Below are 19,791 nucleotides of genomic sequence, written 5' to 3' on the forward strand. Positions count from 1 at the left end.
AGTGTTAGCTAGGAAGATTATTGCTTGCGTAAGTGTCGATGCCATAAGCGGGGGTACGGTCATTGTAATCAAGTTGCTCACCCGTAAAGGATTCTGCAAGTTTCTCAAAAGACTCAGAACGCCAGTTCCGTTCATGGATAGGCTTACGTTGCTCGCCGCGAAAGTAGGCTTGAGTACCAATTAAAGATACAGCTACCCAACCAGCAACAAATAATGCAATTAACCAAAACATAATTTTTTTCTCTTTATTAACTTCTGTTTACATTATGTAAACTTTTATTACACATTGCTTCCTCTTTTAGATAGATATGTTAATTCCACCTAAGGTTGGAGACAAGCCTCTGCTGTTGCCATTACTGATTGAGATAAGGCATCTAAATCATAGCCTCCCTCCAAGCCAAACACGATTTTGGAAGTTAGCCCTAGACAAAGCTTTGTAAAATTAAAGTAATTGTCAGGAGTTAAGGAGATTTCTGCTAAGGGATCGGCATGATTACCATCATAGCCAGCACTGACTAATAATAAATCAGGCTGAAACTGACTTAAAAATGGCATGACTTGTTCTTCCACTAGAGGCTGGTAGTCATTCCATGTACTACCCGGAGGCATCGGAATATTGAGAACATTATTATAATGCCCTTTTTCTTCGGCTTTTCCTGTTCCAGGATAACAAGGGGATTGATGTAGGGAACAGTAAATAATATCAGGAGAGGATTCCACAATTTGTTGCGTTCCATTGCCATGATGAACATCCCAGTCTAAGATGGCAACGCGATTAACCGATGGTAAACTTAATGCATAATGAGCCGCGATCGCGCAGTTAGAAAATAAACAAAATCCCATCCCTCGATCACTTTCTGCATGATGTCCGGGAGGACGAGCTAAAATTAAACTTGGTTGCTGATTGTTTAAGACTTCTTCCACCCCGTCTAACCAAGCATTGACTGAGAGTAAGGCAATCTCATAACTATCAGCAGACACAGGAGTATCCATATCAATTCTTCCTCCCCCCTCTCTAGCTAACTGGGCAACTTTTTCCACATATTGAGGATGGTGAAGTTTATTTAGCCAAGAGAGAACATCACGTTCGGTACTCGGTTCTCGCCACTCTAGCTGGTTGCTAAACTCAGAAGTTTTCAAGGCTTTAACAATTGCAGATAAACGTTCTGGTCGTTCAGGGTGAAGGCGTCCGGTACGGTGTTTTAAAAACTGCTCTGAATAGAAAATCGGCAACATATCTTGGTGATTTATTATTTATTATCTGTTTAAGTAGTTTCGTTTGCTACCGTTAGATATATAAAGAGGAATTAAGTGTTGAGGGAAAATGCTAGAGCCTGCTCGTATTTCTAAAATTTTACCAGACTCCATCGGAGAAGAACTGGGGTTTGAAGTAGGAGACGCGATCGTTGCTATTAATGGAGAACGTCCTCGGGATTTAATTGACTATCAATATTTTTGTGCCGAAGAAGAACTGACACTAGAGGTTCTCGATAAATATGGTGAAACTCACCACATTGAGCTGGAAAAAGACTATGACGATAATTTAGGATTAGAATTTGAAACTGCTCTATTTGATGGCTTAATTCAGTGTAATAATCGCTGTCCTTTCTGTTTTATTGATCAGCAACCTCCCGGAAAACGAGAAACCCTTTACCTTAAAGATGATGACTATCGCCTCAGTTTTCTTTATGGTAGTTATCTGACCCTAACTAATCTTACCCCAAAAGAATGGGATCGCATCGCGCAAATGCGATTGTCTCCCCTTTATGTCTCAGTTCATGCCACAGAACCTGAGCTGCGATCGCGCTTACTTAAAAATCCTCGCGCTGGTAAAATTTTAGAGCAACTTGCTTGGTTTCAAGAGCATCGTCTGCAAATTCATGCTCAAGTTGTAGTTTGTCCTGAAATCAATGATGGAGCGCATCTCGAACAAACTCTCCGTGACTTAGCGCAATTCCATCAAGGAGACATTCCCACAGTTATTTCCGCAGCAGTTGTTCCTGTGGGGTTAACGCGATTTCGTCCCCAAGAGGATGAACTATTCCCTGTTAGTACCGCAAAAGCCCAAGAGATTATTCCACAAGTGCAAAAACTGCAAGAGGAATTTAAGCAAGAATTGGGAACTAACTTTGCTTGGTTAGCTGATGAATGGTTTTTAATTGGCCGTCAACAACTTCCCCCTGAATCTCATTATGAAGATTATCCTCAATTAGGAAACGGAGTGGGATCAATTCGCCAGTTTATTAAAGAGTTTCAAACCGTTGCTACAGAGATGCTTCCCCCAAAAATTGATTCCCCCCGAGAGTTAACTTGGGTAGTGGGAAATGCCGTTGAAATTGCCTTTCAGCCTTTAGTTGAGCAATTAAATCAAGTATCAGGATTAACAGTGGAACTTGCGCCCTGTCGTAGCAATTATTGGGGACAAGAAATTACCGTAACAGGGTTATTAACTGGCTCTGATTTATTAGAACACCTCACAGGGCAATATTTAGGAGAAGGAATTTTACTCCCCTCTTTAATGTTAAAAGATCATGACACTCGCTTTTTAGATGATCTCACTCTAGAAACTGTTAGTGAAAAATTAGGCGTTCCTATTTATCCTGTTACAGGGGTTAAAGAGTTAATTGAAATTTGTTTATCAGGAGGAATGGAAAATTAAGCGATTTCCATCAGGATCATAAGCATAAATTTCTCTCCCATGAGAGGCTATCATAATATCAGTTGTGGGAGGATAGCCAAGAGCGTTTAATTGCGCGATCGCGCTCTCTAAATTTTCAACTTCTACACATAAACTCATCGCACTTTTTTGAGGTTGACTAAACTCTAGTTCCTGATCAACTCTAGGCTTAAAAATTCCTAACTTTAATCCTCCCTTTATTTCAAACTCAGCATATTTATTAGGAATGTAAGGGTTAGGCTTTTGCTGAAAAAGAGCTTTATAAAATTGGATTAATTGTTCAATTTGTGGCGAAGCAATAGTGAGAAAAGTTGTGTAGTATTCCATTTTAATTCTTAACCTCTAATCTATATGAAAGCTAACTGACACGCTGACTCCTTACAGTCAACTATTTGAATTCTAATTTTTAAGAAAAATTAAGTAAAAACATATCAAGGGATAGATTACCTCTCAAAAAATAAATTTTAAGATCAAATAGAAAGGATTGATTAGAGTCGATAAAAGCCACAAAGGGAGGAATCGACCTATGGGACAAGCAACATTACCGATCGCGCTTCGTAACTGGTTAATAACTACCTTACAAGACTTCCCTAATTCCGTTGAAATAAATTTTTGGAAAGACCAAACCCTGAAGTTAGGGGAAAAAACAGAAGAACCCAGTGTCAAGTTGTTTTTTTGTCATCCGGGAGTTTTACGATCGCTGGTATTCCAGCGTGATCCCTTAGTCTTGACAGAAGCTTATTTTAATGGCTGGTTTGATTTTCAAGGGGATATTGAAACCGCCGTTCAACTGGGAAAACATCTCGCCTATCGAGGATTAAAACAGTCTCAAGGAATCAAAACTTGGTTACAATCCCTGAAACTTCCCCGTCTTCCTTTAAAACCCAATGTAGAACAGGAAGGAGAGGTTCATAGCAAAGAGCGCGATCGCGCTGCCATTCAACATCATTATGACCTCGGAGATGAATTTTATCAACTGTGGCTAGACCCAGAGATGGTCTATTCTTGCGCCCATTTTGAACATCCCTATGTTCCCCTCAACGAAGCCCAAGCCCACAAATTAGACCTTGCCTGTCGTAAACTGAAATTAGAAGCAGGAGAAACCCTCCTCGATATCGGCTGTGGTTGGGGGGGAATGTTACGTTGGGCTGCCAAAAATTATGGCATCAAAGGTTGCGGAATTACCCTCAGTGAAAAACAAGTGGAATACAATCAAAAACGTATCCACCAAGAGGGCTTAGAAGATCAAATAGAAGTAAAATTATTAGATTATCGCGATCTTCCTACGACTCCCACTTTTGATAAAGTCGTCTCCATTGGCATGGTAGAACACGTAGGATTAAAACAATACCCTGCTTACTTTGATCACGCCCTAAAATGTCTAAAACCCGGTGGTTTATTCCTTAATCATGGCATTACTTCCACTGATGCTTGGAATGGATCGAGTCTCGGAGAACGTTTCATTAATCACTATATCTTTCCTGATGGGGAACTCGTGCCACTAACACCTATGTTACGTGAAGCCGAAGAAGTCGGCTGGGAAATTGTGGATGTGGATAACTGGCGACCTCATTATGCCTTAACTTTACGAAGTTGGGCGGATAATTTAGCCTCGAAAAAAGCAGAAGCTGTTAAATTAATTGGGGAAAAACTCTATAAAATTTGGCAATTGTATTTAATCGGTTGCGCGATTGGATTTGAAGAGAATCAAATGGCAATTTATCAAACCCTAATGCGTCGCCAATCAGACCAAAAATGGAACTTACCGTTAATTCGTAAAGGATGGTTAGTTTAAAGCGAGGTAGTGCCTTGAGTTTTTCTACAAAAGTTACTTGAATTACAGATAACAAGGGGATTAGCTCTAGCAAAAATTTTCCAATCAAGAAATGATTACTTCAATTTGGGAACTAAGCCACCTGAAAAATCGACAGAGTAATCTAGAACTGTTTATTATTTAGGAGCAATAAACTATGTTACGCTCTTTCACAATTGGTTTATCGGCTTGTGCGCTGGGAGTGAGTAGTTTTCCTGTCGCTGCCACAGCCAATTCAGTTTCTCCGTTACAACGTTGGTCTCAGCAATTATCCCAAGCAGAGAGGATTCCAGAGGTAATTGTTGATACAGTTCCCGACAATGATCCAGTTTCTTCTGAACCAATAGCGCAAGAAGATGTGATTATTGATACTGAACCAGACCAGACTAATCCCACTCCAAGCAATGAGAACAGCGATCGCCGCTTTACTTGTGAAAGAAATAATGGAGAATACACGGTGGTATATCGCCCACAAAGTGACCCCAATACTCCTTACGCTTGGGCGATTCCTGAAGAAATGGGAAGTGATTGGTCGCCCCAGAGACGCTGTCAGACGATTAGCGACCGCTTAGAACGCTATCGCCCAGATGGGTTAATGGAATTACAAACAACGAGCATGAATGGAGAAGATGTGGTCTGTGTGACCACGGAAGCTGACAATAGTTGTCGGATTGTTTTTACGGTTCCTCGGGGACAAGATCCACTCACAACGCGCGATCGCGTTTTTGAAAATCTTGCTGATGCCCATGAAGGACGACGAACCCAAGGTGTGCGAACCTTTACTGATAACTCTAGCTTGGGTGATCTGCTACGAGGGGGATCGTCTCAGTCTCGTCAAACCAGCGAGAATATTAACCTACGTCCTTTCTTGGATGAAGCAGATGGGGGAACGGGTCAAGAATTACGCTCAAATGATTCTTCTCCTTCTAATCTCGATCCCGATCTCTTTCGTTAAGCCAATTTGAGAAAACTCTGGAGGATTATTTCCCATTTCCTTCAGGGGATGTTATTAGTCATTAGTCATTAGTCATTGGTTACTGTTTGACAAAGGACAAGATGGTGTTATTGTGTGGTATTTTGATTGGAACGTTTTGAATAGATATAACAAATGGCTTACGAAAAGGAATTAGAAGTGGGAATTGAGGCAGTTTTAAGTGCTGCTAAATTATGTCAAGCGGTGCGAAAAGATATTCCTGATCACATAGAAAAACAAGATCGCTCCCCTGTGACAGTTGCTGATTTTGGGTCGCAAGCCATTATTTGTCGTGCCTTAGCGCAAGCCTTTCCCAAGGATCCCGTCGTAGGGGAAGAAGATGCAAGCGCTTTCAATTCTCCAGAAATGTCGGAGCAAGTAGCACAAGTTACGGAATATGTCAAGCAAGAAATTGCTAATGTTAGCACAGATGATGTTACCGAGTGGATTAATCATGGTAATGGAGAACCCAGTGAGCGATTTTGGACATTAGACCCCATTGATGGGACAAAAGGCTTTTTACGGGGCGATCAATACGCGATCGCGCTTGCTTTAATTGAAGAGGGAGAAATTAAAGTGGGGATCTTAGGTTGTCCTGCTCTTTCCTTAGATTTACCCTTTGATCATCAAGGACTGTTATTTGTGGCGGTGCGTGGAGAAGGAACAAAAGTTCGTCCCTTGGATAAAGATGAGTTTACTACCGTGGGAGTTACCTCCCCTAATGATGAAGAACATCTCCGCTTTGTAGAGAGTGTGGAAGCCGCCCATGGGGATCAAAGTTTACAAAGCGCGATCGCGCAAAAAGCAGGAATCACCAGTTCCTCTCTCCGCATGGATAGTCAAGCCAAATATGGGGCAGTCGCCTCAGGATCCGCCGCCCTTTATTTAAGACTCCCCTCCCCTAAACAGCCCGATTATCGAGAAAATATTTGGGATCATGCAGCCGGAGTAATTGTTGTAGAAGAAGCAGGAGGACGCACCAGTGATATGTATGGGAAGCCCCTCGATTTTTCTGCGGGAACAAAACTTTTTCAAAATCGAGGGGTTGTGGTGAGTAACGGATCAATCCATGAACCCGTTTTAGCTGCCTTGGGAGATGCGACTTAACATTTGTCTTTTGTCCTTAGTTGTTTGTCCTTTGTTGACCAATAATCAATGACTAATGACTGTTTGCAGAAACAGCTTTAGGAGAAGGACTTACTTGCATCAATTTTTCCTTGATATTTCCCTCGTCTAGGTCTTGTCCAATTAAAACTAAACGAGTTTGACGGGGTTCATCAGTTTCCCAAGCGCGATCGTAAAACGATTCTAAATGTTTTCCGACCCCTTGTACCACTAACCGCATTGGCTTATTGGGAACATTCACAAATCCCTTAACCCGATAAATTTCTGCTTCTTGAAACAATTGTTGTAAGCGTTTCATTAGAGGTCGCGGCTCAAACGCTTCATCTAAAACCAGCTGCACTGAATTAATATCCTCATCATGTTCGTGATCTTCTTCGTGATCATGATGACTGTGACGACTGTCTAAATTTTCCTCCACTGAGGCATTAAACCCTAATAAAACATCAGGATGAATTTGTCCATCATAACAAGGAAGAATACTGACTCCAGCAGGTAATTCTTGCTGTAACCAATTTTCTACCTTCTCTCGGGTTGCACTATCTACTTGATCCGCTTTTGTTAATAAGACTAAATCAGCACAAGCTAATTGATCCTCAAACAATTCCTCAATGGGAGTCTCATGTTCTAAATTGGGATCAGCTTGACGTTGGGCTTGTAATGCGTCTAAATCTCCCACTAACGCCCCACTAGCTAAAGCCTCACAATCAACAACCGTAACCACTCCATCAACCGTCGCACCATTCCGAATTTGGGGCCAACGGAAGGCTTGCACAAGGGGTTTCGGTAAGGCTAATCCTGAAGTTTCCACCACAATGCAGTCAATCTCATCACGACGTTGTAAGAGTTCTTGCATTGTCGGGAAAAATTCCTCTTGTACGGTGCAGCATAAACAGCCGTTGGTTAATTCAACAATATTATTGCTACTGTTTTCTTCTTCATCACAAACTTGACAGCTACGGAGTAAGTCACCATCAATGCCTACTTCTCCAAATTCATTAACGAGGACAGCAATTTTCCGTCCTTGATTATTTTGTAAGAGATGTCGAATCAGTGTCGTTTTACCAGCACCAAGAAAACCAGTAACAACGGTAACAGGAATTTTCGCTCCCATATTAGCTCCTTAAATTATTAACGAAATGTTCTGAAAGGGCGACGACGTTGTCGCTCGTAAAATTGCAATCGTCCCACTCCCATGTAGAAGTCATGGTCAGAATTGGCGGTGGGACTAGCCGTGACCCCAAATAAGTAAACGCCACCTGTTCGGGGATTTCTTCTGGGTTTCAGTCCTAAAGTGACGGTGGTTCCAGGTTCAACTGGTTCTTCAAATTGAGCCGTAATTTCACGCTTATCTTCACTTTGAGAAACATTAGCCAGAGGAATCTTGTCTTGTCTATCTCGGGAAGTCCCGATAAAGGCAGTGGTTTCATCCAGTAAGAAAGGGATATCACTAAATCCCCCTCGTTGTTCAATAATCAGTTCATTCAGAGATTCAACTGCATCTTCAGGAATGGTCACAGTAAAGTAGTAAGTTGCTCCACGCACTTGCGTATCATTAAAGGTGGTGCGGACGTTTTCTAAACGGGGAGCCGCTTCAAAAAATCCTCTCCCTGCTGCTAAGGCTTCAGGTATGATTATTCCGGAAGTGCCAGCAGTAACTGTGAGCGCAATAATCCATGAAAAACGCATGACTTCTCCTGATGATGATTAAAATGTAGAGGTAATAAAGATGATTCCCATCCCTACAATTCCGCAACCAAGTAGTTGATTCACGGGAAGTGTGGGAGAACTAATTTTAGGCGTTACAGTTTGGGCAAGTTTATAGCTACCAAGGGCAATTAGTAACTGGATCAGGGTAAAACCAGCTAAGTAAGCAAGAATGGGAGTCATTTCTGCTCCAATGACAGCTTCCCCATAAGCATAGCCGTGAAAAATTCCCGCGATCGCGCTTCCAACGGCAATCACAAGACTATAAACTAAAGGCTGAGACTCTTCATTAGTCCGACGGTTGATTAATAAAATGCCCATGGCTAGAACCGAGATCCCAATTAAGGCTTCAACAAAGGGAATATCAATCTCTTGTAAATGAATCCCAGTTCCAATGGGGGTAGCCAGAATAAATCCTGTGGGAATTAACCAGCCTCGCTGACTGCCAACAGCAATTAGACCACTGGCAATTACAAATACTAAATGATCAATTCCGATAACCGGATGACCTAATCCTGATAAAAAGCCTTCGAGCCAGCTATTGGGTAATTCTCCCCCTGTTGGGTGGTGGGCGAAAGCAGGTTCAGTAAAGCTAAAAAAGGCTAAAATTGCAAATAGGACAACAGTTAATCCTAGTCGGGATTGATTCTTGTTCATAGTTATTATCTTGTTTTGGTGTGTAATAATGATGAAGTTTTAGAGACACGTCGCCTCTGTGCTTGAAGTTAAGTTCTTTCTTTGGGTTAGTAACTTTCCGAAGAGCAGTGATCGCTTATTTCAGGTGAGATCACCGTTGTAGTGATGGATAATGTAATATTGATAAAAAATACTGACATGGGCATCTGTACCTCGCAGATTGCTTCAAAGGTTGACAATGATTACTTAGGCGGGTCTTCTGACTGAGAAATCGTTTTCACCACAGATTTCATCACAGCTGCGGGACAGTGTCGGTTTTTCACCGATCTTTCCCCATTGCTTTTGATCGCTGCTCCCGATCAAAACCTAAGCATTTTGTTTACTATATCATAGTTTGCACTATGATATACATTTATTAATCTTCTCAAAAGGTAGAAAACGTTGGAAGGCTAAGTTACCCTAAACTAGAGAAGGAATTCAAGGAGAGTTTGAGCTATGGAAATTACGGACTTAAAACGAGAAATACAAACGGTGTCGCAGCGCCTGGGCAAAGCCCAGGAGTATCTTTGACCCACCTTTAATCGAAGCGAAAATTGAAGATTTAGAACAACTTGCTGCCCAGCCTGAGTTTTGGGATGATCCAGAAACAGCGCAACAAACCTTGCAGAGACTGAATGATCTCAAGGCAAGTTTAGAACAATATCAACAGTGGCGCGATCGCGCTGAAGATACCAAAGCCATCATTGAGTTACTTGAAGCCGAAGAAGATGAATCCCTCTGGCAAGAAGCTACAGACAACCTAAAACAACTCCAAGCCTCCCTTGATCAATGGGAATTAGAACAGCTTCTCTGTGATCCCTATGATGAAAGAGGGGCAGTAATTACGATTAATACGGGAGCCGGGGGAACCGATGCTCAAGACTGGGCGCAAATGCTATTGCGGATGTATTCTCGGTGGGCCCAAAGACGCGGTTATAAATCCCATCTGACAGAAATTTCCGAAGGAGATGAAGCGGGCATTAAATCAGCAACCCTCGAAATTGAAGGACGCTATGGTTATGGCTATCTCAAAGGGGAAAAAGGCACTCATCGCCTAGTTCGCATTTCTCCTTTCAATGCCAATGGCAAACGGCAAACCAGTTTTGCAGGGGTAGAAGTTATGCCCATTTTGGATCAAACGACGATCCAAGATATTAAACTTCCCGAAAGTGATCTCGAAATTACCACCTCTCGTTCTGGCGGTGCAGGAGGGCAAAATGTCAACAAAGTTGAAACGGCGGTGCGAATTGTTCATATTCCCACTGGGGTAACAGTGCGCTGTACCCAAGAACGTTCCCAACTGCAAAACCGTGAAAAAGCCATGGCGCTTCTGAAATCAAAACTAATTGTTATTGCCCAAGAACAACGAGCGCAAAAAATTGCCGAAATTCGAGGCGATGCAGTAGAAGCCGCTTGGGGAAATCAAATTCGGAACTATGTTTTCCATCCCTATCAAATGGTAAAAGACTTACGGACTAATGTTGAAACCAGCGCAGTTGAGGATGTTCTCGATGGGGAAATTGATTCCTTTATTGAGGCTTATCTTCGCAATAAGCAATGAATCTATTAATTTTTGGACTTACAAATGAGTTTAATAACTCCTACTCAATTACAGCATTTCCAAGGATTTATTGATTTAGCGAAATCTAAAGAAAGCAATTCTGAATCAATCTTTATTATTAATAATGTAATCTGGCAAGATTATGAAAAATTATTAGAAATTACCAGTGACGAGTCTGGCATTTTATTAAAATATTCGCAAGGTCACTTACAAGTAATGTCGCCCAGTAGTCGCCATGAAATCTACAAAGAAAATATTGGGATTTTATTAGAGTGTTATTTTTTGGCAAAGAAGATTCGATTTTATTCTCTCGGATCAACCACTTTTCATTCTCAGTCACTTTCTTGCGGAATTGAGCCTGATAAAAGTTATTGCATTAACAGTCGTAAAGATATCCCTGATTTAGCAATTGAGGTTATCATTACTCATGGGGGAATTAATTCTTTAGAAATCTACAAAGCATTAGAAGTAACCGAGGTTTGGTTTTGGGAAGAAGAAAAACTAACGGTTTATGTTTTACAAAATCAAGAATATATTCAAGCCAACCAAAGCTCTTTATTTCCTGACTTACCGCTAGAGTTATTCGCAACCTATATTCCCAGTGATGAACCGTTTGATGCCGTTTTAGAGTTTAGCAATCAAATATAGCGTTTCAGAGTCTTTTGAGGAACAAAAAAGCAGTAACTGTTGCGATTAATCAAGGGGGCATACTGGTAGCAACGGTCAATCTATTGAAATTTGGGTTAACCTATCAAGAAAGACAACAATAATTCATGAGCAATGACAAATAACCAAGAACAAACTACCCACCAAGAAGCCCAGCCCAGTTATATTAAACTTGCTATGCGGAACATGGTTCGTAAGTCTGGGAAATCCTTAAGACACTTTTTCCTAAGCGCGATCGCGCTACTTGCTTTGTTTATTGGCTTATCTTACTTAACCCACTAATGTCTGTTCCTCTCTCCGTTTATATTCAAAGCCATATTCAGGAAGCAACTCTCCCGAAGGAATCTATTTGGGAACAATGGTTTCAAAAATGGGTTGACGCTTTAAAAGCTGAGTTACCACCAGCAACAGAATATGAATTGACACTATGTTTGGCTAATAACACTAAAATTAAAACTCTCAATGCCCAGTATCGGCAAAAAGACCAACCAACAGATGTTCTTGCTTTTGCCACCCTAGAAAATTCTTTATCAGAAGCAGAAAAGTTGCTTTTTCAGGAAGAACCGTTGTATCTTGGAGATATTATTATTTCCGTAGAAACTGCTAGAGAACAAGCCAAAACCTATGAGCATTCTTTGGAACAGGAACTAGCTTGGCTAGCAACCCATGGGTTACTTCATCTTCTTGGATGGGATCATCCTGATGATGAGAGCTTAGAAAAAATGCTTGCTCATCAAGAAACTTTATTGCTATTGTCAGGTCATAAAGTGATGAAAAATTAATATCAAGTAATGAATAATGAACCATCAACAATTAATCATCCCTAGCAATCAAGCTACTAAGAAACAAGGGGGAAATCATTTGACTGTTGTTCCCAACTCTTCTCAAACTCAACAAATTTCTTCCTCTCCTACTGAAGCCTCCTCTGTGAAACGTCGTTTTGCCTTTAAAGTTGCTCCTGATCTCATTAGCAGTTTTCGCTATGCCTTTAAAGGTGTGCATTATGCTTTCACCACCCAGAGAAATTTTCGCATTCATACCCTAATTGGTACAATCGCCCTAACTCTAGGGATTTTTTTACAGGTAAGTGCCGTAAAAATGGCAGTTATTGGCGTAACTGTTGCCTTTGTTCTAGTCTTAGAACTCATTAATACTGCTTTAGAATCAGTAGTTGACCTAACAGTTAAGCAAACTTATCATGATCTGGCTAAAATTGCTAAAGATTGCGCGGCTGGGGCAGTGCTAATTGGGGCTTTAGCTGCTTTATTTGTGGCTGGGGTGATTTTATTACCGCCACTGTTAACCCTTATTTTTAATTCCTAGAACGTTAAAATTTGATAACGAGCCTTATATCGGAGTCGGCCATGATTCTCGTTATCGACAATTACGATAGTTTTACTTACAATTTAGTCCAATATTTAGGAGAACTAGGGCACAGTATTGCTGTTGCCGAGGAAATTCAGGTTTATCGCAATGATGAAATCGATTTAAGCGCGATCGCGCATTTAAGCCCCAGTGGCATCGTTATTTCCCCTGGCCCAGGACGACCCGATGATGCTGGCATTTCCCTTGATTTAATCCGTGAGTTTGCCCCAACAATTCCCATCTTAGGCGTTTGTTTAGGACATCAATGTATTGGACAAGTCTATGGCGGCACCATTACCAATGCTGGCGTGTTAATGCACGGGAAAACTTCGGCAGTGCAACATACTAATGAGGGGGTTTTTCAAGGCTTAGAGAATCCTTTTACTGCCACTCGCTATCATAGTTTAGTGATCGCCCGAGATTCTATTCCTAATGTCTTAGACATTACCGCTTGGGTCGAAGATGGCACCATTATGGGTGTGCGTCACCGCGAGTATCCTCATTTACAAGGGGTGCAATTTCATCCTGAAAGTATTTTGACCAAAGCAGGAAAGCAATTATTGCAAAATTTCTTGGTATCCTTAACAGAGCCAATTAAAGTAGCATAAATATTATTAATTTTTCTATGAAGCGACGACAGTTATTACGTTATGTGGGTATAGGAACATTAGCGGCGGTAGGAGGAACACTCCTTTCTCCCCAAAGCTATCAAGCCCAAAATTCTCCTCAATTAGAAATTGAATGGCTTGGACACACTGCTTTTTTATTTAAAAGTGACGAGCATCGCGTTTTAGTGAATCCCTTTCGACCAATGGGTTGCACTGCTGGTTATCCCGCCCCAGAAGTGAATGCTGATTTAGTGATGATTAGTAGTCAACTTTTTGATGAAGGAGGAGGTGTTGCCAATTTACCCAATGATCCGCGAGTATTATTTGAATCGGGGTCTTATCAATTTCAAGGGATGAGTATTGAAGGAATTAGTATGCCCCATGATCGCGAAGGGGGACGACGGTTTGGCACTAATGTAGCCTGGAAGTGGGAACAAGCAGGCTTAAACATTCTCCATCTTGGCGGGGCAGCTGCGCCTTTTGAGACAGAGGAGCGCATTTTAATGGGACGACCTGATATATTAATTTTACCTGTGGGAGGAAGCCCCAAAGCCTTTACACCTGAGTTAGCTAAACGAGCTATGGAACGATTGCGCCCTCGTTTAGTCATTCCAAGCCATTATCTTACTGAAGCTGCTGATGAAGATAATTGCGATTTAGTCGGGGTAGAGGAGTTTACTGATCTTTTAGACGGGACTCCCTATCAACAAGTCAATGGCAATCAAATTAGCTTAACGGCAAATGATTTACCTGAACAAACAGAGATTAGGGTGATGAATAGCGAAGAATTATTAGTCAGCAATAATTAACCAATGACAAATAACGAATATCAACAACGGCGACAAGCCTTAATGGACAAAATCGGTCAAGGGACAGCGATTTTTCGCAGTGCGCCTACAGCGGTAATGCACAATGATGTGGAATACCCCTATCGTCAAGATAGTGATTTTTATTATCTGACGGGATTTGATGAAGAAGAGGCCGTTTTAGTGCTTGTGCCTCACCATGAAGAACATCAGTTTGTGTTATTTGTCCAACCCAAGGATGTCAAAAAGGAAACTTGGACAGGCTATCGGGTTGGGGTAGAAGCGGCGAAAGAAAAATTTGGGGCGGATGAGGCTTACCCCATCGAAGAGTTAGGAAAACAATTACCGCAATATTTACAAAAAGCGGATTGTCTTTACTATCATTTTGGACGGGACGAAGACTTTAATCATCGGATTCTAAAATGGTGGCAAAGGCTAATTGCCCAATATCCGAAAAAGGGAGTTGCTCCTCGCGCGATCGCGGATACTAATTTTATTTTACATCCGTTGCGCCAAGTAAAAAGTTCTCAAGAATTGGCACTCATTCGCAAGGCAGTTGATATTGCCACAGAAGCCCATAATTATGCCCAAAAGTTCGCGCAGCCGGGTCGATATGAATACGAAGTGCAAGCGGAAATTGAATATATTTTCACCAAAAATGGGGCCATGTCTCCTGCTTATCCCAGTATTGTTGCTTCAGGAGAAAATGCTTGCATTCTTCACTATATTGAGAATAAACGACAACTGCAAGAAAATGATTTACTCTTAATTGATGCAGGTTGTTGTTATGAATATTACAATTCTGATATTACTCGCACATTTCCTGTTAGTGGTAAATTTACCCCTGAACAAAAAATCATCTATGAACTGGTTTTAGAAGCCCAAATTAAAGCCATTGAACAAGTCAAAGCTGGGAATACTTATAATCAATTCCATGACACAGCAGTGCGAGTTTTAGTGGAAGGATTAATGGATTTAGGGATTTTACAGGGAGATATCGAAGAAATTATCAAAGAAGAAAAATATAAGCCTTATTATATGCACAAAACTGGGCATTGGTTAGGGTTAGATGTCCATGATGTGGGGGGTTATAAAATGGGGGAAGACCATTGGCAAACTCTACAACCTGGCAATGTCTTAACCGTAGAACCGGGGCTTTATCTGTCGCCTCATGCTAAACCTGTGGAAGGACAACCAGAACTGCCAGAACGTTGGCATGGCATTGGTGTGAGAATTGAAGATGATGTGTTGGTGACTGCGGATGGGAATGAAGTTCTCAGTGCGGCGGTTCCGAAATCAGTAGAAGTGATGGAAAGCCTTAAAGAATGAACTTTTCTAACGCTGCTACCACTCCATCTTCCTCTACACTAGGCGCAACCCAGTCTGCTTGAGCTTTAACTTCTGGTGGTGCGTCTCCCATGGCGATTCCCCAATGGGCATAGTTTAGCATTTCGAGATCATTAAAATTATCCCCCATCGCGATCGCGTTTTGGGCTTGTAAGCCTAAAACTTCCTCCACTAGATAGCGCACTGCTTTCCCTTTACTAGCACCGGGGTTACAGGCTTCTACAAAATAGGGGTTAGATTGGGTTAAATACAGTTGTTCCTCAGAATAAAGCTGTTTGAGTTTCGCTAATAAGGCTTTAGTTACCTCTGGCTGAGAACTCATAGCAAGAATTTTGGTGGGGCTTTGGTCTAAAAGGAAACGTAAATCACCAACAGGATTTGCTTTAATGCGACTGCGTTCAATATATAGTTCAGTCTCTTTTGTTACTTCTCGCACATATAATTGATCATCCAGATAAAAATGGACATCTAACGAAGATCGCAACGCAGGTTGTTCGCAAAAATCCAATAATTCTTCAGCTAAAGGAATGGGAACAGGTAAATGCCAAAGAGATTCTTGAGTTTTGGGATTTTTAATCCAAGCACCGTTATAGCAAATCACGGGCAAATCAGTCCCAATCGCTTGAGCAAAGTATAATGCCGAGCAATACATTCTTCCAGTGGCAAGTATCACTTGGATTCCTTGCTTTTGTAGTGCTTTTAAGGCTTGAATTACAGCTGAGTTAACTTCATTAGATTCGCCAGCAATTGTTCCATCAATATCAAGAATGATTAAACGGATATCCTCAAAATTTTGACAGCTAAGAGACTTAGTCATTACTTTCCCTGCATGATTAGACAAAACTATGTTACCTTTTAAAAACATTAAGCTTTTTTAAGCAACGCTTTCAGGATAGAATTAATACTCATGGTGGGATTTATCAAAAACATTTTTGGCTCTAAATCAAAAAATAACAATAACAACGAAGAAAAACCTAAGCGTCAAAAAGCCTTTTATCTTGATCCAGATGAGGCGAAAACTTATGGCAACATTGACTATATGCGCCAGTCCACTAAAACCAGAAAGACTTTTCCGAAAACACTCGATAATCCCGAAGGAAGCGAGTTGGTAGAAGAGGTTTCTGCAATGGAAAAAAAATCTCTTTCTAAATCGAACTCTAATCAGCAAAATGGGAAAACTAATAACCAGCCTTCCCAAGAAGCCCAAGAAGGAAAGATGTATTCGGCAAAGGATGATCCTTCTCTCCAGCAACGTCGTAAGTCTGATTCTAGCTTAGATACCTTCAGAAATATGGCTCGGGATATTAAAAAAGATTAGTCATTAGTCATTGGTAATTAGTCCTTGGTCATTGGTCATTAGTCATTAGTCATTGGTCATTGGTAATTAGTCATTAGTCATTGGTCATTGGTCATTAGTTATTAGTCATTAGTTATTGGGCTACAAACAACAAAGGACGAAGGACAAAGGACAAAGGACAAACCACAAAGGACAAACAACAAAGGACAAAATTGTTATGCTTGCTCAGGAAGAAAGCCAAACCCAATTTTATACTTGGAATGGTTATCAATGTGCTTATGAAGTACGAGAGCCTAATTTAACCAGCCAAGAATCTCCTGTCGCGTTACTCTTAATTCATCCCATTGGGGTGGGGTTGTCGCGACTATTTTGGGATCGCTTTTCTCAGCAGTGGCAAGGGGGGAACGGTGCAGAGACGATTTATAACCCAGACTTATTAGGCTGTGGCGAAACCGCTTCCCCGAGAGTGGCTTATTATCCAGAAGATTTTGCCGCTCCCTTAAAACATTTAATTGAGAATATCATTAAAAAGCCAGTGGTGATTATTTCTCAGGGGGCTTCTTTTCCCATTACCTTGGAGTTACTGGGGATGACGGCTTCGGAAAATATTGCAGGATTGATTTTAGCTGGGCCCCCTGCTTGGTCGATTATTACGCAGCCGAAACCAGAGCGCCAACAACGTTGGCTGTGGAACTTGTTTAACTCTCCTTTGGGAGGATTATTTTATCGGTATGCCCGTCGTCGTCAGTTTTTAGAGTCTTTTTCTGTGCGCCAGTTATTTGGGAAAGCAGAGGATGTGGATCAGCCGTGGTTAGATATGCTGAAAGCTGGGTCCGCTGATATGGCAAGTCGTCATGCTGTATTTTCTTTTTTAGCAGGATTTTGGCGGAAAAATTACGAAAGCGCGATCGCGCAAATCAAGCAACCAACGCTAGTTTTAATGGGAGAAACGGCTTCTAGCATCAGTAAAGATAGTCAACCAGAAGCACCTCAAAAACGGATTGATCAGTATTGTCAAACCCTTCCTAATGGACAGGGAAAAATTCTTCCAGGACGCAATGTTCTCCCTTATGAATCAACTACAGCTTTCACCGAAGCCTGTAAAGAGTTTTTGCAACAATTACGAAATTTTTAAAGAAGCAACACTCAATGAGCTAGAGAAATAATTACCGAAGTGACAAAAAGCAATAATAATGGGAAAAGCTTATTGACAAATTAAAACAATGGCAGAAAATCGAGCTTATGATTGGATAGATAAGTCTCTAGCTACTATTGAAAAAGCAGGTTGGCATCGTCAAGTTAAACAGATTAATGATCGTCCAGGGGCAGTTATTGAACTAGAAGGTCAATCGCTTATTAATTTTGCCAGTAATGACTATTTAGGATTAGCAGGTGATGAACGATTAATTAGAGCTGCCACCGAAGCCATTCAACAGTATGGAACAGGAACTACTGGTTCTCGCCTACTTAGTGGTCATCGCCAACTACACCAAAATTTAGAAAGCGCGATCGCGCAATTAAAACAAACCGAAGATGCCCTTGTTTTTAGTTCAGGTTATTTAGCCAACATCGGAACCATTACTGCTTTAGTGGGAACAAGAGACTTAATTTTAGCCGATCAATATAATCATTCTAGCCTGAAAAATGGAGCAACCATTGCCGGGGCAACAATTATTAACTATAACCATTGTGACTTAGAGCATTTAGAAGAAAACCTACAAGCCTATCGTTCCTCCTACCGCCGTTGTTTAATTGTCACTGACACAGTATTTAGTATGGATGGCGATATTTGTCCGCTTCCCAAAATTTTAGACCTAGCTGAGAGTTACGAAGCCATGGTGTTAGTAGATGAAGCCCATGGCACAGGCGTAATGGGAAAACGGGGAGCAGGTTGTGTTGAGTATTATGGATGCAGCGATCGCGCTCTGATTCAAATGGGAACCCTAAGCAAAGCCTTAGGCAGTTTAGGGGGATATATTGCTGGATCAGCAAAACTCATTGATTTTCTCCGCAACCGCGCCCCCAGTTGGATTTATACCACCGGACTTTCTCCAGCTGACACTGCTGCTGCCTTAGAAGCCATTCACATTATCCATAAGGAACCTGAACGCCGTCAGCAACTTTGGGAATCGATTATCAACCTAAAGCAAAACCTTGCCCACTTGCCCTTACTTCCCTCCGAATCTCCCATTCTCTGCCTTAAATTAAACAATCCCCAGCAAGCAGTTCAACTTTCAGCAGATCTACAAAACAATGGGATATATGTTCCCGCCATTCGCCCACCGACAGTCCCCTTTAGTCGTCTTCGCATTTCCCTAATGGCAACCCATCAACCTCAACATCTACAAAAATTGTTGGAGGTGATCAATAGTGAGTTTTTCTCTTAGAAAACTTGATATCATCGCTCCTTTTCCCTCAAACATTAGAGTTTTTAAGGAGTTTTAGGTTTTACTGCTACACTTTTTAAAGTGGTAACGTTTTTATATTGGGCTTAGGAGTGTCAAGACATACGACAAAATGTTCTATAGTGATTCCAAATAAAAAACAGCAACCTAAAAGTAGGGGGAGCATCTTGCTCCCTAGTAGCAGCCAAGATGGCTGCACTACGGAACTGAATTGGAACGACTATAACTCCTTAACCGACCAAATCACACATTTATGATGGAATGGAACGGAGCGAAGTAAGGATCTTCTCAGAACATCAGATAAACATAAAAATAAATATAAAATTACGCTATCTATGGACAAAGCAGAGAAATTAATCTGGACCGCAGAAAACGAGCTTACAGAATACAGTACCGAAGCCCGTAAAATCGAAAAATTACGAAGAAGTTTTAGTTTGGTTGTCCCCTATCCTGAACAAAAAGAAATTCGGAGACAAATTGAAACTGAGATGCCTAAAAACTTCCTTGCCAAACTCGTGGAAGAAAACCGACAAACTGTTGCCCTCCCATTTTGGGGAATTGGAGGATTAGGCTTATTATTTGGAATTTCCTCCCAACAACCTCTAGATTTTATTGCTACCGTTATTGGCTTTTATCTGGCTTATCAAATCCAAAGAATGGGCTGGAAGCTGCAAGCAAAGCGTCTTGTCTTAAAAACCCTAGATGCTATTGAAGTTAATGTACAAGCAGAAAAAGTCAAAACAGTGACAGATTGACTCATTATCCAATG

The 19,791-nt window shown here is 41.3% G+C and carries 23 protein-coding genes and 1 riboswitch; of the genes, 16 read left to right on the forward strand and 7 right to left on the reverse strand.

The features are described 5' to 3' along the window. Nucleotides 1-4 precede the first annotated feature (4 nt). Nucleotides 5-232: a photosystem II protein, Psb35-related gene (locus FRE64_RS12015; RefSeq protein ID WP_146296461.1), complete on the reverse strand. Its 228-nt coding sequence runs from the start codon at nucleotides 230-232 to the stop codon at nucleotides 5-7. A gap of 89 nt (nucleotides 233-321) precedes the next feature. Continuing rightward, the gene (locus tag FRE64_RS12020) at nucleotides 322-1,236 is read right to left on the reverse strand and encodes a histone deacetylase family protein (RefSeq protein WP_146296462.1); all 915 of its coding nucleotides are present in this window, start codon (nucleotides 1,234-1,236) and stop codon (nucleotides 322-324) included. A gap of 88 nt (nucleotides 1,237-1,324) precedes the next feature. Between FRE64_RS12020 and FRE64_RS12025 the strand changes: the two genes are divergently transcribed. Beyond that, entirely contained in the window at nucleotides 1,325-2,659 is a 1,335-nt protein-coding gene (locus FRE64_RS12025; RefSeq protein WP_146296463.1) for a TIGR03279 family radical SAM protein, read from the forward strand. On the opposite strand, the gene FRE64_RS12030 is transcribed toward FRE64_RS12025, so the two are convergent. Further along, on the reverse strand, nucleotides 2,639-3,004 hold the full coding sequence (locus tag FRE64_RS12030) for a VOC family protein (RefSeq protein WP_146296464.1): 366 nt from the start codon (nucleotides 3,002-3,004) through the stop codon (nucleotides 2,639-2,641). The two genes, FRE64_RS12025 and FRE64_RS12030, sit on opposite strands and share 21 nt — an antisense overlap. Nucleotides 3,005-3,203: 199 nt before the next feature. Between FRE64_RS12030 and FRE64_RS12035 the strand changes: the two genes are divergently transcribed. From FRE64_RS12035 to FRE64_RS12045, 3 genes are all read left to right on the forward strand, one after another. Continuing rightward, nucleotides 3,204-4,472, forward strand: coding sequence for an SAM-dependent methyltransferase (locus tag FRE64_RS12035; protein WP_146296465.1), 1,269 nt, complete (start codon nucleotides 3,204-3,206; stop codon nucleotides 4,470-4,472). Nucleotides 4,473-4,647: 175 nt separating this feature from the next. Further along, nucleotides 4,648-5,445 carry a COP23 domain-containing protein gene (locus tag FRE64_RS12040; RefSeq protein WP_146296466.1) on the forward strand — a complete coding sequence of 266 codons (798 nt, stop codon included), beginning with the start codon at nucleotides 4,648-4,650 and terminating at the stop codon, nucleotides 5,443-5,445. Between the two features lie 153 nt (nucleotides 5,446-5,598). Further along, nucleotides 5,599-6,570, forward strand: a complete 972-nt coding sequence (locus tag FRE64_RS12045; RefSeq protein WP_146296467.1) for a 3'(2'),5'-bisphosphate nucleotidase — start codon at nucleotides 5,599-5,601, stop codon at nucleotides 6,568-6,570. A 52-nt stretch (nucleotides 6,571-6,622) separates the two neighbouring features. Here FRE64_RS12045 and cobW read toward each other — a convergent pair whose 3' ends face one another. The 3 genes from cobW to FRE64_RS12060 are packed head-to-tail and all read right to left on the reverse strand — an operon-like array spanning nucleotide 6,623 to nucleotide 8,949. Further along, on the reverse strand, nucleotides 6,623-7,699 hold the full coding sequence (gene cobW / locus FRE64_RS12050; protein ID WP_146296468.1) for a cobalamin biosynthesis protein CobW: 1,077 nt from the start codon (nucleotides 7,697-7,699) through the stop codon (nucleotides 6,623-6,625). Nucleotides 7,700-7,716: 17 nt separating this feature from the next. Continuing rightward, complete coding sequence (locus tag FRE64_RS12055) at nucleotides 7,717-8,274, reverse strand: DUF2808 domain-containing protein (protein ID WP_146296469.1); 558 nt, start codon at nucleotides 8,272-8,274, stop codon at nucleotides 7,717-7,719. Nucleotides 8,275-8,292: 18 nt separating this feature from the next. Beyond that, nucleotides 8,293-8,949, reverse strand: a complete 657-nt coding sequence (locus tag FRE64_RS12060; protein WP_146296470.1) for a HupE/UreJ family protein — start codon at nucleotides 8,947-8,949, stop codon at nucleotides 8,293-8,295. Between the two features lie 211 nt (nucleotides 8,950-9,160). Then, a riboswitch (cobalamin riboswitch) is annotated at nucleotides 9,161-9,313 on the reverse strand. Nucleotides 9,314-9,423: 110 nt separating this feature from the next. On the opposite strand from FRE64_RS12060, the gene prfB reads away from it, so the two are divergent. From prfB to pepP, 8 genes are all read left to right on the forward strand, one after another. Further along, nucleotides 9,424-10,528, forward strand: a protein-coding gene (gene prfB, locus FRE64_RS12065) for a peptide chain release factor 2 (RefSeq protein WP_146296471.1) whose coding sequence is annotated in 2 segments (ribosomal slippage) — nucleotides 9,424-9,495 and nucleotides 9,497-10,528 — 1,104 coding nt in all. Because the reading frame shifts where the segments join, the coding sequence is not laid out codon by codon here. 24 nt (nucleotides 10,529-10,552) lie between these two features. Next, nucleotides 10,553-11,176 (forward strand): Uma2 family endonuclease, encoded by a 624-nt coding sequence (locus FRE64_RS12070; RefSeq protein WP_146296472.1) that lies wholly within the window; start codon nucleotides 10,553-10,555, stop codon nucleotides 11,174-11,176. Between the two features lie 132 nt (nucleotides 11,177-11,308). Continuing rightward, nucleotides 11,309-11,476: a DUF3285 domain-containing protein gene (locus tag FRE64_RS12075; RefSeq protein ID WP_146296473.1), complete on the forward strand. Its 168-nt coding sequence runs from the start codon at nucleotides 11,309-11,311 to the stop codon at nucleotides 11,474-11,476. Next, nucleotides 11,476-11,976, forward strand: a complete 501-nt coding sequence (gene ybeY / locus FRE64_RS12080) for an rRNA maturation RNase YbeY (protein ID WP_146296474.1) — start codon at nucleotides 11,476-11,478, stop codon at nucleotides 11,974-11,976. The genes FRE64_RS12075 and ybeY overlap by 1 nt, the downstream gene beginning before the upstream one ends. A gap of 16 nt (nucleotides 11,977-11,992) precedes the next feature. Continuing rightward, nucleotides 11,993-12,517 (forward strand): diacylglycerol kinase family protein, encoded by a 525-nt coding sequence (locus FRE64_RS12085; protein WP_146296475.1) that lies wholly within the window; start codon nucleotides 11,993-11,995, stop codon nucleotides 12,515-12,517. A gap of 41 nt (nucleotides 12,518-12,558) precedes the next feature. Continuing rightward, on the forward strand, nucleotides 12,559-13,167 hold the full coding sequence (locus FRE64_RS12090; RefSeq protein ID WP_146296476.1) for an anthranilate synthase component II: 609 nt from the start codon (nucleotides 12,559-12,561) through the stop codon (nucleotides 13,165-13,167). Nucleotides 13,168-13,184: 17 nt separating this feature from the next. Then, on the forward strand, nucleotides 13,185-13,976 hold the full coding sequence (locus FRE64_RS12095) for an MBL fold metallo-hydrolase (RefSeq protein ID WP_146296477.1): 792 nt from the start codon (nucleotides 13,185-13,187) through the stop codon (nucleotides 13,974-13,976). A 3-nt stretch (nucleotides 13,977-13,979) separates the two neighbouring features. Beyond that, nucleotides 13,980-15,302 carry a Xaa-Pro aminopeptidase gene (gene pepP, locus FRE64_RS12100; protein WP_146296478.1) on the forward strand — a complete coding sequence of 441 codons (1,323 nt, stop codon included), beginning with the start codon at nucleotides 13,980-13,982 and terminating at the stop codon, nucleotides 15,300-15,302. Here the strand turns inward: pepP and FRE64_RS12105 are convergent. Then, a complete protein-coding gene (locus FRE64_RS12105) occupies nucleotides 15,292-16,137 on the reverse strand; it encodes a Cof-type HAD-IIB family hydrolase (protein WP_146296479.1) in 846 nt (281 codons plus the stop codon). The two genes, pepP and FRE64_RS12105, sit on opposite strands and share 11 nt — an antisense overlap. A 90-nt stretch (nucleotides 16,138-16,227) precedes the next feature. Between FRE64_RS12105 and FRE64_RS12110 the strand changes: the two genes are divergently transcribed. The 4 genes from FRE64_RS12110 to FRE64_RS12125 all read left to right on the forward strand — a co-directional run bounded on the left by FRE64_RS12110 (nucleotide 16,228) and on the right by FRE64_RS12125 (nucleotide 19,777). After that, nucleotides 16,228-16,638, forward strand: a complete 411-nt coding sequence (locus FRE64_RS12110; RefSeq protein WP_146296480.1) for a hypothetical protein — start codon at nucleotides 16,228-16,230, stop codon at nucleotides 16,636-16,638. A 196-nt stretch (nucleotides 16,639-16,834) separates the two neighbouring features. Next, complete coding sequence (locus FRE64_RS12115) at nucleotides 16,835-17,752, forward strand: alpha/beta fold hydrolase (RefSeq protein WP_146296481.1); 918 nt, start codon at nucleotides 16,835-16,837, stop codon at nucleotides 17,750-17,752. A gap of 88 nt (nucleotides 17,753-17,840) precedes the next feature. Next, nucleotides 17,841-19,004 (forward strand): 8-amino-7-oxononanoate synthase, encoded by a 1,164-nt coding sequence (gene bioF, locus FRE64_RS12120; RefSeq protein WP_146296482.1) that lies wholly within the window; start codon nucleotides 17,841-17,843, stop codon nucleotides 19,002-19,004. 353 nt (nucleotides 19,005-19,357) lie between these two features. Further along, nucleotides 19,358-19,777 carry a hypothetical protein gene (locus tag FRE64_RS12125; protein WP_146296483.1) on the forward strand — a complete coding sequence of 140 codons (420 nt, stop codon included), beginning with the start codon at nucleotides 19,358-19,360 and terminating at the stop codon, nucleotides 19,775-19,777. Nucleotides 19,778-19,791 lie beyond the last annotated feature (14 nt).

The organism is Euhalothece natronophila Z-M001 (assembly GCF_007904085.1).
Classification (GTDB): Bacteria; Cyanobacteriota; Cyanobacteriia; order Cyanobacteriales; family Rubidibacteraceae; genus Halothece; species Halothece natronophila.